The 16078-nt window shown below is 60.1% G+C and carries 13 protein-coding genes; 11 read left to right on the forward strand and 2 right to left on the reverse strand.

The genetic code is table 11. The features are described 5' to 3' along the window. Positions 1–5: 5 nt before the first annotated feature. A complete protein-coding gene (locus AC0Z4S_RS06390; RefSeq protein WP_485622455.1) occupies positions 6–2033 on the forward strand; it encodes a M3 family metallopeptidase in 2028 nt (675 codons plus the stop codon). Positions 2034–2038: 5 nt separating this feature from the next. On the opposite strand, the gene AC0Z4S_RS06395 is transcribed toward AC0Z4S_RS06390, so the two are convergent. Beyond that, complete coding sequence (locus tag AC0Z4S_RS06395) at positions 2039–2686, reverse strand: phosphatase domain-containing protein (RefSeq protein ID WP_485622456.1); 648 nt, start codon at positions 2684–2686, stop codon at positions 2039–2041. Positions 2687–2964: 278 nt separating this feature from the next. Here AC0Z4S_RS06395 and AC0Z4S_RS06400 point away from each other — a divergent pair, with 278 nt between their 5' ends. The 6 genes from AC0Z4S_RS06400 (at position 2965) to AC0Z4S_RS06425 (ending at position 10531) form a co-directional block, all read left to right on the forward strand. Next, on the forward strand, positions 2965–3711 hold the full coding sequence (locus AC0Z4S_RS06400) for a gluconate 2-dehydrogenase subunit 3 family protein (protein WP_329516858.1): 747 nt from the start codon (positions 2965–2967) through the stop codon (positions 3709–3711). 2 nt (positions 3712–3713) lie between these two features. Beyond that, positions 3714–5498, forward strand: coding sequence for a GMC family oxidoreductase (locus AC0Z4S_RS06405; RefSeq protein ID WP_485622457.1), 1785 nt, complete (start codon positions 3714–3716; stop codon positions 5496–5498). Positions 5499–5510: 12 nt separating this feature from the next. Then, positions 5511–6812: a c-type cytochrome gene (locus tag AC0Z4S_RS06410; protein WP_485622458.1), complete on the forward strand. Its 1302-nt coding sequence runs from the start codon at positions 5511–5513 to the stop codon at positions 6810–6812. Positions 6813–6886: 74 nt separating this feature from the next. Then, positions 6887–7945 carry a PA0069 family radical SAM protein gene (locus tag AC0Z4S_RS06415; protein ID WP_485622459.1) on the forward strand — a complete coding sequence of 353 codons (1059 nt, stop codon included), beginning with the start codon at positions 6887–6889 and terminating at the stop codon, positions 7943–7945. A 240-nt stretch (positions 7946–8185) separates the two neighbouring features. Beyond that, positions 8186–8914, forward strand: coding sequence for a carbonic anhydrase (locus AC0Z4S_RS06420; protein WP_064365244.1), 729 nt, complete (start codon positions 8186–8188; stop codon positions 8912–8914). Positions 8915–9004: 90 nt separating this feature from the next. Next, a complete protein-coding gene (locus tag AC0Z4S_RS06425; RefSeq protein WP_016772324.1) occupies positions 9005–10531 on the forward strand; it encodes a SulP family inorganic anion transporter in 1527 nt (508 codons plus the stop codon). A gap of 136 nt (positions 10532–10667) precedes the next feature. Here AC0Z4S_RS06425 and AC0Z4S_RS06430 read toward each other — a convergent pair whose 3' ends face one another. Then, a complete protein-coding gene (locus tag AC0Z4S_RS06430) occupies positions 10668–11318 on the reverse strand; it encodes a hypothetical protein (RefSeq protein WP_024015006.1) in 651 nt (216 codons plus the stop codon). 369 nt (positions 11319–11687) lie between these two features. Between AC0Z4S_RS06430 and coxB the strand changes: the two genes are divergently transcribed. From coxB to AC0Z4S_RS06450, 4 genes are all read left to right on the forward strand, one after another. Further along, a complete protein-coding gene (gene coxB / locus AC0Z4S_RS06435; protein WP_016772326.1) occupies positions 11688–12815 on the forward strand; it encodes a cytochrome c oxidase subunit II in 1128 nt (375 codons plus the stop codon). Between the two features lie 82 nt (positions 12816–12897). Beyond that, positions 12898–14484 (forward strand): cytochrome c oxidase subunit I, encoded by a 1587-nt coding sequence (gene ctaD / locus AC0Z4S_RS06440; RefSeq protein WP_042609004.1) that lies wholly within the window; start codon positions 12898–12900, stop codon positions 14482–14484. A gap of 126 nt (positions 14485–14610) precedes the next feature. Further along, positions 14611–15162 (forward strand): cytochrome c oxidase assembly protein, encoded by a 552-nt coding sequence (locus AC0Z4S_RS06445; protein ID WP_039757111.1) that lies wholly within the window; start codon positions 14611–14613, stop codon positions 15160–15162. 25 nt (positions 15163–15187) lie between these two features. Then, complete coding sequence (locus AC0Z4S_RS06450; RefSeq protein WP_485622460.1) at positions 15188–16075, forward strand: cytochrome c oxidase subunit 3; 888 nt, start codon at positions 15188–15190, stop codon at positions 16073–16075. Positions 16076–16078: the final 3 nt, after the last annotated feature.

The following is a 16078-nucleotide window of genomic DNA, read 5'->3' on the forward strand; positions in this document are numbered from 1 at the left end:
ACGCCATGCCTGACACCAATCCGCTTTTACAACACTGGCAATTGCCGCCCTGGTCAGCGGTGCGCGCCCGGCATCTGATGCCGGCGATCGACCAGATTGTTGCTGACAACCAACTGATTATCGAAAACGTCATCGCCACTCAGGTCGATCATCCCAACTGGGACGATCTGGTCATCGCCATCGATGAGGCGGGCGCGCGCCTGGATGAAACCATCGCGGTCATCGAGTTCCTGACAGTAATCCATTCCGAGGATCCCGACTGGGTACAGCAGAGCGCCTTGAGCAGCGTAGTCGCAGAGCAATTTTTGGCCGCAAAGCGCAGAAATCCAGCGTTGCTACAGACCTATCAGCGCCTGGCAAGCAGTTCGATAGCGGGCAGTTTCAGTGATGCACGCAAAGCCTCATTGGCGAAAACCCTGCGCGGATTCCACATGGCGGGAGCCGGGTTGCCCAACGCTCAAAGCGAAAAGCTGGCGCAATTGAACAGCGAAATCGACCTCATGGAGAAACTGTTCATGAGCAATCTCAAAGCTGCCAGCGCCGCCTGGAGCAAGCACATTGTCGACGTTACGTTGCTGGCGGGGCTGAGGCCCGACGTGCAGGAGCATCTGGCTGCCAATGCAAGACAGGCGGGACTCCCTGGTTGGCGACTGACACTGGAACAAAACACTTACCAGCAGATCATGACCCATGCGCAGAATCGCGCGCTGCGCGAGGAATGTTACCGAGCGTATTGCACACGTGCCTCGGATCAGGGGGCTGATGCCGGACAGTTCGACAATGAGCCGGTACTGATGGTGTTGCTGTTCTTGCGTCACGAAAAAGCCCGGACGCTGGGCTTCGACAATTTCGCCCAATTGCGCTTGCACGATCGTATGGCTACAGACACCTCGCAGGTCAGTGCTTTCCTGCGTCGGCAAATAGCCCTCAACGCAGCGGCGCTGGCCGAGGAAACCGAGGAACTGCAGACTTTTGCCCGCACGCAGGGTATCGAGCAGGTCGAGCCATGGGATCAGGATTTCCTGGCTGAACAACTTCGTCGACAACACGCGGTAGGCGCGCTGGATGACCTGCGCCAGTATTTCCCGTTGAACACTGCGTTGCGCAGCCTCTTGCGCTTCAGCGAGCATCTGCTCGGGATCAGAATCAGCGAACAAGCGCAGCGCGACCCCTTCGACGACCAGGTCCGACTGTTCGAAGTCAGCGAGCATGGTCAACCGATCGGCTACGTGTATATCGACCTGTTCCACCGCGAAGCTGGCAATGACTTTGCGTGGTCGGGTGTGTTGCGCAACCGTCGGGTCAATGCCGAAGGCCGGCGAGCATTGCCGATTGCCTCGCTTCACAGCAACTTTACCGCCGCTGTCGCCGGCCAGGAAAACCTGCTTTCACACCAGGATCTGCGCGTACTGCTGCATGAGTTCGGACACTGCCTGCATCACGTCCTGAGCCGTTCGCCGCATTACAACCTGTCCGGCATTTCGCAGTTGAGCCGCGACGCTGCCGAATTCATCGGGCAGTTGTTTGAACAATGGGCGCACTCAGCCGAGTTTCTACGCTGGATGGCCATCCATCACAAAACCGCCGAGCGGCTGTCCGAAAACCGGATAAACGCAGCGTTGTCCGCCCTTGATGCACAACGAAGCCGGGAAACGGCCATCTTGTTGATGAGCGCGCTATTCGATTTAGAGCTACATCGCAGTCACGGTGACGGTCGCAGCATTCAGCAGGTGTTCAATGATGTGCAGCGGGAGTTTGCCCACCTGCCGATACCCGACTACTGCCGGTTCGCCAACAGTTTCGATTTTCTGGCGACCGGGTATGAGGCTTCGGTGTATGCCTATAAATGGTCCGGCGTGATGGCCAGCGAGGCGTTCAAACGCTTCGAGCGCGAGGGTGTGTTCAATGCGCAAACGGGCCGGGATCTGCGCGAGATACTGTTTTCGGGTGACACGCAGTCACTGCCCGCGGCGCTGCAAGCCTTCCTCGGTCAGCCGATCGACACTCAGCTTTTTGCCGCGCCGCCAGGTTGAGCCGATCAGCGCTGGACATGCGCCGAGTCGAACCAGTTCTTCATGGAACACATGGCGAATGCACTGGTGCTGCATTCGCCATTGATCAAGGCTTCATGCAACCGGTCGACGTCGGCCTGCATCACGTAGCGCACGCTGTCGTGAAAGTGCTGGCTGTCGCCAAAACCGCCCTCGGTCATTTCCTTCAGGGCCTGCTCTTTGCTCCAGCCTTGCACCACCACCCGGTACATCGCCGCCATCAGGCCGGTGCGGTCGGAGCCGTGCTTGCAGTGCATCAGCACCGGGCCGTCAGCCTCGGCGGACTGAATCGCGCGCAGGGCCTTGAGCACATCGCTGTCATCGACGTGATTGGTGCGATACGGCAACTGCACCTGCTTGATGGCGGGGTCAGACAGCCAGTCGCTGTCGGCTTCCGGGAGGAAATTGATCACGGTGACGACGTGCAGATGATTCAGCAGCGGCACCGCGCCACGGCTGGGCAAGGCGCTGCGATACAGGGTCGGCGACATGCGGAACAGGTTGAATTGCGCCTCGACCGGCTGCGCCCACTCGGCCGGGCGAAGTGGTGTTGCGTCGGCCGCCCGGGCGGCAATGCCATGCAACAGCGCGACAAGCGAAAAACACAAAGCGGAGAAAAATCGCACTCGAGACATGCTGGGCTGACCGTTTCGGCAATCTTTGTTGAAGGAGTTGCAGCTTCGCCGCTCAGCGGTCAAGGCCCCGTGAGCCGGCCGTCAAAGAATCGTGAATCGTTGTCTCCCGGTGCTTTTTTCCGCTCAAGCGGTTTTTCTTGATGCTTAGCCTGCTACCATTTGTCACATGATGTTGCAGACGTGGCGCCTTTTACCGGGCCTGACCTCCGTCATCGCGACGCAAAATTCCTCGAGCTGCTCGCAGAAGCGGCTGACCTTAATGCCTGATGAGGTGCCCCATGTCTGATCAAGATCGAGACAATCCGCGGCGTGAGTTCCTGCGCAAATCCCTGACCCTGATTCCGGTGGTTACCCTCGCCGGTACCGGCCTGGGCAGCAGCGTGCTGCAAGCCGCTCCTGAAAGCGCACCGGCGCCTGCCGCGGCAAAACCCGCCCCTGCCGGCGCCGGTGATTATCAGCCGAGCTTTTTCACCGCCGAAGAATGGGCGTTCATCAACGCCGCCGTTGCCCAGTTGATCCCCAACGATGCGCAAGGCCCCGGCGCCCTCGAGGCCGGCGTGCCGGAATACATCGACCGCCAGATGAACACCCCGTACGCCGCTGGCGCGCTGTGGTACATGCAAGGCCCGTTCAATGCCGACGCTGCGCCGGAAATGGGCTGGCAGAGCAAACTGGTGCCCAAAGACATCTACCGCCTCGGCATCGCCGCCACGGATCAGTGGGTAAAAGGTCTCAGCGGAAAAACATTTGCCGAGCAAGACAGCGCTACCCGAGACGACTTGCTCAAGCAACTTGAAGCCGGCAAGCCGCAATTCGACGCCGTCCCGGCGAAGATTTTCTTCAATCTGCTGCTGCAAAACACCAAGGAAGGTTTCTTCTGCGACCCGATCCACGGTGGCAATAAAGGCATGGTCGGCTGGACCATGATCGGTTTCCCCGGCGCCCGCGCCGATTTCATGGATTGGGTGGAACGCAACGAGCAATACCCCTTCCCGGCAGTGTCGATTCGCGGCGAGAGGGCGTAAGCATGGCAACGGTAATGAAGAAGGTTGATGCAGTCATCGTCGGTTTCGGCTGGACCGGTGCGATCATGGCCAAGGAACTCACCGAAGCGGGTCTCAACGTGCTGGCGCTGGAGCGCGGGCCGATGCAGGACACTTATCCCGACGGCAACTATCCGCAGGTGATCGACGAACTCACCTACAGCGTGCGCAAAAAACTCTTTCAAGACATCTCCAAAGAGACGGTGACCATTCGCCACAGCGTCAACGATATCGCCCTGCCCAACCGCCAGTTGGGCGCGTTCCTGCCGGGCAATGGCGTCGGCGGCGCCGGTCTGCACTGGTCGGGCGTGCACTTTCGGGTCGATCCGATCGAGTTGCGCATACGCAGCCATTACGAAGAGCGCTACGGTAAAAGTTTCATCCCCAAGGACATGACCATCCAGGACTTCGGCGTCAGCTATGAAGAGCTGGAGCCGTTTTTCGACTTTGCGGAAAAAGTCTTCGGCACCTCTGGCCAGGCCTGGACCGTGAAGGGCCAGTTGGTCGGTCAGGGCAAGGGCGGCAACCCGTATGCGGCGGATCGCTCCAATCCGTTCCCGCTTGAAGCGCAGAAAAACACCGTGTCCGCCCAGCTGTTCGGCAAAGCGGCTACAGAAGTCGGTTACAAACCCTACAACCTGCCTTCGGCAAATACTTCCGGGCCATACACCAATCCCTACGGCGCACAGATGGGCCCGTGCAACTTCTGCGGCTTCTGCAGCGGCTACGTCTGTTACATGTATTCCAAGGCCTCGCCGAACGTGAACATTCTGCCGGCGCTCAAGCCGCTGGCGAATTTCGAGCTGCGACCCAACTCACATGTGCTGCGGGTCAATCTCGACAGCAGCAAATCCAAAGCCACCGGTGTGACCTACGTCGACGGCCAGGGCCGGGAGATCGAGCAGCCAGCGGATCTGGTGATCCTCGGCGCGTTCCAGTTGCACAACGTACGTCTGATGCTGCTTTCCGGAATCGGCAAACCCTACGACCCGATCAGCGGCGAAGGCGTGGTCGGGCGTAACTTCGCCTACCAGAACATGGCGACCATCAAGGCCTTCTTCGACAAAGACACCCACACCAACAACTTCATCGGCGCCGGCGGCAACGGCGTGGCGGTGGATGATTTCAACGCCGACAACTTCGACCACGGCCCGCACGGCTTCGTCGGCGGCTCACCGATGTGGGTCAACCAGGCCGGCAGCCGACCGATTGCCGGCACTTCCAACCCGCCGGGCACACCGGCGTGGGGCAGTGCATGGAAACGCGCCACCGCCGATTACTACACCCATCAGGTGTCGATGGACGCCCACGGCGCGCATCAGTCCTACCGTGGCAACTATCTCGATCTCGATCCGGTGTACCGCGACGCCTACGGTTTGCCGCTGCTGCGCATGACCTTCGACTGGCAGGAAAACGACATCAAGATGAACCGTTTCATGGTCGAGAAAATGGGCAAGATCGCCGAAGCCATGGGCCCGAAAGCCATCGCGGTGATCGGCAAGCAAATGGGCGACCACTTCAACACCGCCTCGTACCAGACCACCCACCTCAACGGTGGCGCGATCATGGGCACCGATCCGAAGACCAGCGCGCTGAACCGCTATTTGCAGAGTTGGGACGTGCACAACGTGTTCGTTCCGGGCGCATCGGCGTTCCCGCAGGGCCTGGGCTACAACCCGACCGGTCTGGTCGCGGCGTTGACCTACTGGTCGGCGAAAGCGATCCGCGAGCAATACCTGAAAAACCCCGGCCCGTTGGTGCAGGCTTAAGGAGCGATGACCATGAAGACTCTCGTTATCGCCACTCTCGCCGTGCTTGGCAGCGCTTCAGTTCATGCGGCTGAAGTTGATCAGAATCTGATCAAACAAGGCCAATACCTCGCCCGCGCGGGTGACTGCGTGGCCTGCCACACGGCCAAGGGCGGCAAGCCGTTCGCCGGCGGGCTGCCGATGGAAACGCCGATCGGTACGATCTACTCGACCAACATCACCCCGGACAAAACCGGCCTCGGCGATTACAGCTTCGAAGATTTCGATCAGGCCGTACGCCACGGCGTGGCCAAAAACGGCAGCACGTTGTACCCGGCGATGCCATATCCGTCCTACGCCCGTGTCAGCCAAAGCGACATGCAAGCGCTGTATGCGTACTTCATGCACGGCGTCGAACCGGTGGCGCAGGAGAACAAGGCCAGCGATATTCCATGGCCGTTGAGCATGCGATGGCCGCTGATGGGCTGGCGCTGGCTGTTTGCACCGAAGGTCGAGGACTACCAGGCCACGGGCGACGATGCGGTGATCAATCGCGGCGCTTATCTGGTCGAAGGCCTCGGCCACTGCGGCGCCTGCCACACCCCGCGCGCGCTGACCATGCAGGAAAAAGCCCTGAGCGCGGCGGACGGTGAACATTTTCTTGCCGGCAGTGCACCGCTGGAAGGCTGGATCGCCAAGAGCCTGCGCGGCGATCACAAGGATGGCCTCGGCAGTTGGAGTGAGGAGCAACTGGTGCAATTTCTCAAGACCGGACGCAGTGATCGCAGTGCGGTGTTCGGTGGCATGAGCGATGTGGTTACGCACAGCATGCAATACATGAGCGACGCCGACCTCACCGCGATTGCCCGCTATCTCAAATCACTGCCGGCGAATGATCCAGCGGACCAGCCGCATCAGTACGACGAGAAAGCGGCGAAAGCCTTGTGGAACGGCGATGACAGTCAACGTGGCGCGTCGGTGTACATCGACAACTGCGCGGCGTGCCATCGCACCGATGGCCACGGCTATACCCGGGTGTTTCCGGCGCTGGCAGGCAATCCGGTGCTGCAGACGGACGATCCGACTTCGCTGATCCACATCGTGCTCAAGGGCGGAACCTTGCCAGCTACGCACACGGCGCCATCGACGTTCACCATGCCCGGCTTCGCCTGGCGCCTGTCGGATCAGGAAGTGGCGGATGTGGTGAGCTTCATTCGTGGCAGTTGGGGCAACAAGGGTGCACCAGTGAAAGCTGCCGATGTTGCCGAGTTGCGCAAGGAGGATATGAAGCAGACCTCCGGCGACGATCTGGGCCAGGTGACGCAACACAACTGACCACTCGCCCGATGGCACTAGCCAGATGAAGATCGCCCCGATACTGTGCGCATATACAGTATCGGGGCGTTTTCATGTCTACTCCATTGCCACCTCGTGGTCGCGGCACCGCAACCAACCCGCACAACCGCTTTGCGCCGAGTCGTTCGGTGGCCGAGGACGATGGCTGGTATCAGGAAGTGCCGCAGACGCAAAATACCGAAGTGATCATCGAAAAGGCCAAATCGATCATCAGCCGCAATACCTCGCCGGATCTGCCTTTCGACCGTTCGCTCAATCCCTATCGCGGCTGCGAACATGGATGCATCTATTGCTACGCACGCCCCAGCCACGCCTACTGGGACATGTCGCCGGGCCTCGACTTCGAAACCCGGCTGATCGCCAAGACCAACGCCGCGCAGATCCTGGAAGAACAGCTGAGCAAACCCGGCTATCAATGCGCGCCGATCAATCTCGGTTCCAACACCGACCCGTATCAGCCGATCGAGCGCGAATACCAGATCACCCGACAGACCCTGGAAGTGCTGCTGCGCTATCGCCATCCGGTGACCATCGTCACCAAGGGTTCGCTGATTCTGCGCGATCTCGATTTGCTCACCGAACTGGCACAGCAGCGGCTGGTGACGGTGATGATCAGCCTGACCACCCTGGACGACGAGCTCAAGCGCATCCTCGAACCGCGCGCCGCTGCGCCCAAGGCTCGGTTGCGAGCGATCCGGGTGATGCGCGAAGCAGGCATTCCGGTCGGCGTGCTGTGTTCGCCGATGATTCCGATGATCAATGACAGCGAGATCGAAAGCCTGCTCACCGAGGCCCATGCAGCAGGTGCGCAGAGCGCTGCCTACATGATGTTGCGCCTGCCGCTGGAGGTCGCGCCGCTGTTCGAGGAGTGGCTGCAGGCACACTATCCTCAACGCGCCGCGCATGTGCTGAGCCTGATTCGTCAGAGCCGCGGCGGCGAGCTGTATGACAGCCGTTTCGGCGCGCGGATGCGCGGTGAAGGGCCGTTCGCCGACCTGCTTGCGCAGCGCTTCGCCAAGGCCATTAAAAAAGTCGGGCTGAATAAACGCGAGGGCTATAACCTCGACTGCACGGCCTTCTGTCCGCCGGGTCGCCAGATGTCGTTGATTTAGCGACAATTGACTTTGGGTTGACGGGTTGGAATCCTACCGCCGAAACACGCCGGTCACATTTTTTGTGACCTGTAACACACGTTCTAGAGCGCTTGATTCAGTTTCAGTTAAGTTTCGGCGGCTACCTTGTTCATCGAGTGACTGCCGGGTCGGGATGACCCGGATGGTTTAAAAAACAGCCACTGGCTTCATACCGGAATACCGGGGAAGACTCCCTGAATCCGCACAAGAGGATGAATCATGAGTGACAAGGATAAACAGTCGTTGGCTGCCTCGGCGCAAAGCCCTGAAGCACAATCCGCCGATGCAGCACTGCGACAGATCGTTGATGGCTTTTTACGCTTTCACCATGACGTTTTTCCGCAGCAGGAAGAACTGTTCAAGAAGCTCGCCACCGCACAGGCGCCCAAGGCGATGTTCATCACCTGCGCCGACTCGCGCATCGTTCCCGAGCTGATTACCCAGAGCTCGCCGGGCGATCTGTTCGTCACCCGTAACGTCGGCAACGTGGTTCCGCCCTACGGTCAGATGAACGGCGGCGTCTCCACCGCTATCGAGTACGCGGTACTGGCACTGGGCGTGCAGCACATCATCATTTGCGGCCACTCCGATTGCGGCGCCATGCGCGCGGTACTCAACCCCGACAGCCTGGAAAAAATGCCGACGGTCAAAGCCTGGCTGCGCCACGCCGAAGTCGCGAAAACCATGGTGCACGACAACTGCAACTGCACCGACGAAAAAGAAAGCATGCCGATCCTCACCGAGGAAAACGTCATCGCCCAACTGCAGCACTTGCGTACCCATCCTTCGGTAGCCTCGCGCATGGCGAACGGTCATCTGTTCATCCATGGCTGGGTCTACAACATCGAAACCAGCGAAATCAAAGCTTACGACGCGGACCAGGGTCGTTTCCTGCCTCTCGACGGCAGCCATCCGATTCCTGTGGCGACGCCCAAAGCGCGCTTCTAAATCTTCCCAACAATCTGTGTGGTATGACGCCGGCCGCTGATTCAGCGGCCCGGCCTCGCCACGCCTGAAGAAAACTTCGGGAGAATCGCCATGCGTGCGGCTCAATTGAAAGCTGTGTTGCCACGGGAGCTGCTTGCTTCCGTGGTTGTGTTTCTGGTCGCCCTGCCGCTGTGCATGGGCATCGCGATTGCGTCAGGGCTGCCGCCGGCCAAGGGTCTGATCACCGGCATCATCGGCGGTCTGGTGGTCGGTTGGCTGGCGGGTTCGCCGTTGCAGGTCAGCGGTCCGGCGGCGGGGCTGGCGGTGCTGGTTTTCGAACTGGTACGCCAGCATGGCGTGGAGATGCTCGGGCCGATTCTGCTGCTCGCCGGATTTCTGCAACTCGTGGCCGGACGTCTGAAGCTTGGCTGCTGGTTTCGGGTGACGGCGCCAGCGGTGGTCTACGGCATGCTCGCGGGCATTGGCGTGTTGATTGTGCTATCGCAAATCCATGTGATGCTCGATGCCAAGCCGCAACCCTCCGGACTGGACAACCTCACGGCGTTCCCGGCGGCCGTGGCGCAGGCCTTGCCATCGTTTGGCTGGCAGGCGGGTCTGCTCGGTTTGTCGACAATTGCGGTGATGTGGCTGTGGGAAAAATTCCGTCCGCACTCGCTGCGCTTCATTCCTGGCGCATTGCTCGGTGTGGGTCTGGCGACGGTGGCGAGTCTGATGCTGGCGTTGCAGGTCAAGCGCGTTGAGGTACCGGCGAATCTGGCCGAGGCGATCGATTGGCTCAAGCCGGCCGACCTGATGAATCTGGCCGACCCGACGCTGCTGATCGCCGCGTTCGCCGTGGCGTTTATCGCCAGTGCCGAAACCCTGCTGTCCGCTGCAGCGGTGGATCGCATGCACAGCGGCGTGCGTTCGGACTTCGACCGTGAGCTGTCGGCGCAAGGTGTCGGCAACATGCTCTGCGGTCTGGTCGGCGCGTTGCCGATGACCGGGGTAATCGTGCGCAGCTCGGCCAACGTCCAGGCCGGTGCCACCACGCGTTATTCGACGATTTTCCATGGCCTGTGGCTGCTGGCGTTCGTGCTGTTGCTGTCGAGCGTGCTGCAGAGCATTCCGGTGGCGAGCCTGGCGGGTGTGCTGGTGTATACCGGTTTCAAACTGGTCGACCTCAAGGCGTTCCGTGGTCTCGGCCGTTACGGACGGATGCCGATGTTCACCTACGCCGCTACGGCGCTGGCGATTATCTTCACCGACCTGCTCACTGGCGTGCTGATCGGTTTCGGTCTGACGATGTTGAAACTGGCATTCAAGGCTTCACGCCTGAAGATCAGCCTGATCGACCTGCCGCAAGACGGTGAGATGGAATTGCGTCTGGTCGGTGCGGCGACGTTCCTCAAAGTGCCGGCGCTGACGCAGGTGCTGGGCAGCATCCCTCACGGCACCACGGTGCATGTGCCGCTGAATAACCTGAGCTATATCGACCATTCGTGCCTGGAATTGCTGGAAGAATGGGGTCGGGCGAATGCGGCGAAGGGGTCGAAACTGTTGATTGAGTCGCGCGGGTTGAAGCGCAGACTGGAAGGCAGGGTGCGGACCAATACCGGGATTGGTGCGGCAGGCTAGATCTTCCTGCCTGAGCACAAACCCTGTGGGAGCGAGCTTGCTCGCGAAAGCGGTGGACCAGTCAACCATGATGTTGAATGACACATTGCATTCGCGAGCAGGCTCGCTCCCACATTGCATCTATGGAGTATGAGGGTTACGCGGCAGGCTGATCCAGCTCCAGCCCCACACCCAACCGGCGGCTCATGCACGGCCAGCGCTTCCACGCCGCACCGGTGTCCGGGCTGCTGAGTTTCTCGCGGTAAGCTTCTACCGACTCCAGCGCAAAACTCTCCTCGTTGAGCATCTCGTCGATGGCGTGATGCACCGCTTCGTCCAGTTGGTTGGCAAATTCCTCACCGATCAACTGGTGAGCAATCAGGTTGGCGACCGTCATGTCCAAGGGGATCAGTGGCTGGCCGAAATGCTTGATGTACAGGTCGTTGACCTCTTCGACAAAACGGTGCGCCAGATAGGCCTCGTCGAGCAGGCTGTCCAGGCCGACGTGCCCGGCCATGATCGCCGGCGGCTGGAGGAAATACTGCTCGGCGATTTTCAGCACCGGTTTGATCTGCGATTCGATTCCCGCTTCCCTGGCGACTTCATTGGCTGCGTCCAGCAGGTCGGGTACTTCATCGATGTAGGCGGCGACAAAACGTGTCAGCACACCTTGGGCGTCGGCTTCCGGCAACTGGATCGCCGGGTGCAGGTGAGGCAGCTTGCTTTCCAGCTGACGGGTCAGCAGGCCGGTGTCTTTTTCGTGCTGTTGGGCTTTTTGGATCTGCTCGCGCAATGCGGCGGTGTTCATGAAAACTCCAGGAAACAAGGCAATGAAATAGGGAAGACATAACTTAGCTGGCTTACGAAAAACGCTAAGACGCATTTGTCATAATTATTTCATCCTTGATGCAGCTGCGTTATATCCATTTGCCACCACTCGTCTGCATCCTTCTCCAATCGGGCACTTGAACGCAAGCGCCGGTTGTTTCAGCTCATTTACGTGCGCGGGTTGCATTTCCCGGGCGCTGTCTATACTCGCCAATGAATGGAGTTAGCTGATGACGCCCGACTGCACCCGCAGCAAGGCCCGGCGATTCAAGTTCGTAGTCTGATGCAGCCGCTCCCTTGCCGCAGGCGAAAGCCGGCGGGATAACAAGAACGATAAGGGGAACCCGCAATGATGCGACATCCACATGTCTGGATGGGCCTCCTGTTGTGGTCGATTTTCAGCCCGGCCAACGCGGCGTGGACTGTGAATATGGCGCCTGGAGCGACTGAAATCAGTCACGCAGTATTCGACCTGCACATGACCATTTTCTGGATCTGTGTGGTAATCGGGATCATCGTCTTCGGCGCCATGTTCTGGTCGATGATGGTGCACCGCCGCTCAACCGGCCAGGTCGCGGCGAAATTCCATGAAAGCACCGGCGTCGAGATCATGTGGACCATCGTGCCGCTGCTGATCCTGGTGGCCATGGCCGTTCCCGCCACCGCGACGCTGATCAAGATGTACGACACCAGCGAACCGGACATCGATATCCAGATAACCGGTTATCAGTGGAAGTGGCACTACAAATACCTGGGCCAGGACGTCGAGTTCTTCAGCAACCTGGCCACCCCCGCCGAGCAGATCCACAACAAGGAAGCCAAGGGCGAGCATTACCTGCTCGAAGTCGACAAGCCGTTGGTGCTGCCGATCGGCGCCAAGGTGCGCTTTCTGGTGACCTCGGCTGACGTCATTCACTCATGGTGGGTGCCGGCGTTTGCGGTCAAGCGCGATGCGATACCCGGGTTCGTCAACGAAGCGTGGACGCGCATCGACAAGCCCGGTCTCTACCGTGGCCAGTGCGCCGAATTGTGCGGCAAGGATCACGGTTTCATGCCGATCGTTGTTGAGGTCAAGGAGCAGGCCGATTACGAAAAATGGCTCGCCGAGCGCAAGGCCGAGGCGGCGCAACTCAAAGAACTGACCAGCAAGGAATGGACCCTCGACGAGCTCAAGGAGCGCGGCGACAAGGTCTATCACACCACTTGCGTGGCCTGTCATCAGGCCGAAGGCCAGGGCCTGCCGCCGATGTTCCCGGCACTCAAGGGCTCGAAAATCGCCACCGGGCCGATCAAGGATCACCTGAGCATCGTCTACCACGGCAAACCCGGCACCGCCATGGCGGCGTTCGGCAAACAGCTGTCGGAAGTCGATATCGCAGCGGTCGTGACTTACGAACGTAACGCCTGGGGCAACAACAAGGGCGACATGGTCACGCCAAAAGAAGTGCTGGAGCTGAAACAGGCGGAAAGCAAATGAGCCGGTCAATTGCGTATTCAGTGAACCGGTCGGGGCAGCGCGCCCCGGCCTGCCCCGTCCACTTTCGTGAAGGAGACCGGCCATGAGCGCTGTCATCGATGACCACGGTCACGCCGACCACGCCCACGGCCCCGCCAAAGGCCTGATGCGCTGGGTGCTGACCACCAACCACAAGGACATCGGCACGCTGTACCTGTGGTTTGCGTTCTGCATGTTCCTGCTCGGCGGCTCGTTCGCCATGGTCATTCGTGCCGAGCTGTTCCAGCCCGGCCTGCAGATCGTGCAGCCGGAATTTTTCAACCAGATGACCACCATGCACGGTCTGGTGATGGTGTTCGGCGCGGTGATGCCGGCGTTCGTCGGCCTCGCCAACTGGATGATTCCGCTGATGGTCGGCGCGCCGGACATGGCGCTGCCACGGATGAACAACTTCAGTTTCTGGCTGTTGCCGGCGGCGTTCCTGCTGCTGGTCTCGACGCTGTTCACCCCAGGTGGAGGGCCGAATTTCGGCTGGACCTTTTATGCGCCGCTGTCCACCACTTACGCGCCGGAAAGCGTGACGTTTTTCATCTTCGCCATTCACTTGATGGGGATCAGTTCGATCATGGGCGCGATCAACGTGGTCGCGACCATCCTCAATCTGCGCGCCCCCGGCATGACCCTGATGAAAATGCCACTGTTCGTCTGGACCTGGCTGATCACTGCGTTCCTGCTGATCGCGGTAATGCCAGTGCTGGCCGGGTGCGTGACGATGATGCTCATGGACATCCACTTCGGCACCAGTTTCTTCAGCGCTGCCGGCGGCGGCGACCCGGTGCTGTTCCAGCATGTGTTCTGGTTCTTCGGGCATCCCGAGGTGTACATCATGATCCTGCCGGCGTTCGGCGCGGTCAGCCAGATCATCCCGACCTTCGCGCGCAAGCCGCTGTTCGGCTACACCTCGATGGTCTACGCCACGGCGAGCATCGCGTTCCTGTCGTTCATCGTCTGGGCGCACCACATGTTCGTGGTCGGCATTCCGCTGGTAGGCGAGCTGTTCTTCATGTATGCCACCATGCTGATCGCCGTGCCGACCGGGGTGAAAGTGTTCAACTGGGCGAGCACCATGTGGCAAGGCTCGATGACCTTCGAGACGCCGATGCTGTTTGCCGTGGCGTTCGTGATCCTGTTCTCGATCGGTGGTTTCTCCGGGCTGATGCTGGCGATCGCTCCGGCGGACTTCCAGTATCAGGACACCTACTTTGTGGTCGCGCACTTCCACTATGTGCTGGTGCCGGGGGCGATCTTCGGGATCTTCGCTTCGGCCTATTACTGGCTGCCGAAATGGACCGGGCACATGTACGACGAAACCCTCGGCAAGCTGCATTTCTGGCTGTCGTTCGTCGGCATGAACCTGACCTTCTTCCCGATGCACTTCGTCGGGCTGGCCGGGATGCCACGGCGGATCCCGGATTACAACCTGCAGTTCGCCGACTTCAACATGGTCTCGTCGATCGGCGCGTTCATGTTTGGCGCCACGCAGATTTTCTTCCTGTTCATCGTGATCAAGACCATCCGTGGCGGCGAGCCGGCCCCGGCCAAACCGTGGGACGGCGCCGAAGGGCTGGAGTGGAGCGTGCCGTCGCCGGCGCCGTATCACACCTTCACCACGCCGCCGGAAGTGAAATGAACACAGGTCTCCCTGTGGGAGCGAGCCTGCTCGCGAAGAACGATGACGCGGTTCATCTGATGCACCGAGTTGTCTGCTTCGCGAGCAGGCTCGCTCCCACAAGGGATCTGATGAGAGGCATGAACCATGGCTGACTCGATCTCGCTGAAGAAACTGGTCACCCGCCTGCTCTTGGTCGTAGTGGCGATGTTCGTCTTCGGTTTCGCCCTGGTCCCGATCTACGACGTGATGTGCAAAGCCTTCGGCATCAACGGCAAGACCGGCGGCCAGTACGAGGGCGAGCAAGTCGTAGACACCTCGCGCCAGGTGCGTGTGCAGTTCCTGTCGACCAACACCGCCGACATGCCCTGGGACTTCTACCCGAAACACGACGAGCTGACCGCCAACCCCGGCGCGGTCAACGAGATGGTGTTCATCGCGCGCAATCCCACCGATAAACCGATGAGTGCGCAAGCGGTGCCGAGCATCGCGCCGAGCAACGCGGCGGCGTTTTTCCACAAGACCGAATGCTTTTGCTTTACCCAGCAGGTGCTGCAACCCGGTGAACAGATCGAGATGCCGGTGCGTTTCATCGTTGACCGCGACATGCCCAAGGAAGTGAAGCACCTGACGCTGTCCTACACGCTGTTCGATATCACCGCCCGACATCCGCCGGTGGCTGTAAACACTGGCGGTTGAGCGTGCCCGATAAGGAGAACAATAAATGGCAACTCATGAGCATTATTACGTCCCGGCCCAAAGCAAATGGCCGATCATCGCCACGCTCGGGATGTTCGTCACCGTGTACGGCCTCGCCACCTGGTTCAACGATCTGAAGGCTGCGCGCCCGGATTCCCACGGCCCGCTGATCTTTTTCGTCGGCGGCCTGCTGCTGGCGTACATGCTGTTCGGCTGGTTCGGTGCGGTCATCAAGGAAAGTCGCGCGGGGTTGTACAGCCCACAGCTGGACCGCTCCTTTCGCTGGGGCATGAGCTGGTTCATCTTTTCCGAAGTGATGTTTTTCGTGGCCTTCTTCGGCGCGCTGTTCTATATCCGCGTGGTTTCCGCGCCCGGGCTGGCCGGTGAAGGCCCCAAGGGCCTGTCGGAAATGCTCTGGCCCAACTTCGAATACGTCTGGCCACTGCTCAACAATCCGGACCCGAAACTGTTCCCGCCGCCCAAGGACGTCATTAGCCCCTGGGGCCTGCCGCTGCTGAACACGATCCTGCTGGTCAGCTCAAGCGTGACCATCACCATCGCCCACCATGCGCTGAAGAAAGGCCATCGCGGCGCACTGAAACTGTGGCTGGCGATCACCGTGCTGTTGGGCATCGCGTTCCTCGGTTTCCAGGCCGAGGAATACATCCACGCCTACAAAGAGCTGGGGCTGACCCTCGGCTCGGGCATCTACGGCGCGACGTTCTTCATGCTCACCGGATTCCACGGCGCCCACGTGACCATCGGCACGATCATTCTGTTCGTGATGCTGATGCGGATCATGAAGGGCCACTTCGACAACGAGCACCAGTTCGGTTTCGAGGCGGCGAGCTGGTACTGGCACTTCGTCGACGTGGTGTGGATCGGCTTGTTCTTTTTCGTTTACGTCCTCTGATCG

This window comes from Pseudomonas sp. 1L-B-1-E-C1 (assembly GCF_057291835.1).

Excerpts from the sequence above, each read along its gene's own strand:
- AC0Z4S_RS06390 (WP_485622455.1), top strand. The coding sequence starts at position 6 with ATGCCTGACACCAATCCGCTTTTACAACACTGGCAATTGCCGCCCTGG.
- AC0Z4S_RS06395 (WP_485622456.1), bottom strand. The coding sequence starts at position 2,686 with ATGTCTCGAGTGCGATTTTTCTCCGCTTTGTGTTTTTCGCTTGTCGCG.
- AC0Z4S_RS06400 (WP_329516858.1), top strand. The coding sequence starts at position 2,965 with ATGTCTGATCAAGATCGAGACAATCCGCGGCGTGAGTTCCTGCGCAAA.
- AC0Z4S_RS06405 (WP_485622457.1), top strand. The coding sequence starts at position 3,714 with ATGGCAACGGTAATGAAGAAGGTTGATGCAGTCATCGTCGGTTTCGGC.
- AC0Z4S_RS06410 (WP_485622458.1), top strand. The coding sequence starts at position 5,511 with ATGAAGACTCTCGTTATCGCCACTCTCGCCGTGCTTGGCAGCGCTTCA.
- AC0Z4S_RS06415 (WP_485622459.1), top strand. The coding sequence starts at position 6,887 with ATGTCTACTCCATTGCCACCTCGTGGTCGCGGCACCGCAACCAACCCG.
- AC0Z4S_RS06420 (WP_064365244.1), top strand. The coding sequence starts at position 8,186 with ATGAGTGACAAGGATAAACAGTCGTTGGCTGCCTCGGCGCAAAGCCCT.
- AC0Z4S_RS06425 (WP_016772324.1), top strand. The coding sequence starts at position 9,005 with ATGCGTGCGGCTCAATTGAAAGCTGTGTTGCCACGGGAGCTGCTTGCT.
- AC0Z4S_RS06430 (WP_024015006.1), bottom strand. The coding sequence starts at position 11,318 with ATGAACACCGCCGCATTGCGCGAGCAGATCCAAAAAGCCCAACAGCAC.
- coxB (WP_016772326.1), top strand. The coding sequence starts at position 11,688 with ATGATGCGACATCCACATGTCTGGATGGGCCTCCTGTTGTGGTCGATT.
- ctaD (WP_042609004.1), top strand. The coding sequence starts at position 12,898 with ATGAGCGCTGTCATCGATGACCACGGTCACGCCGACCACGCCCACGGC.
- AC0Z4S_RS06445 (WP_039757111.1), top strand. The coding sequence starts at position 14,611 with ATGGCTGACTCGATCTCGCTGAAGAAACTGGTCACCCGCCTGCTCTTG.
- AC0Z4S_RS06450 (WP_485622460.1), top strand. The coding sequence starts at position 15,188 with ATGGCAACTCATGAGCATTATTACGTCCCGGCCCAAAGCAAATGGCCG.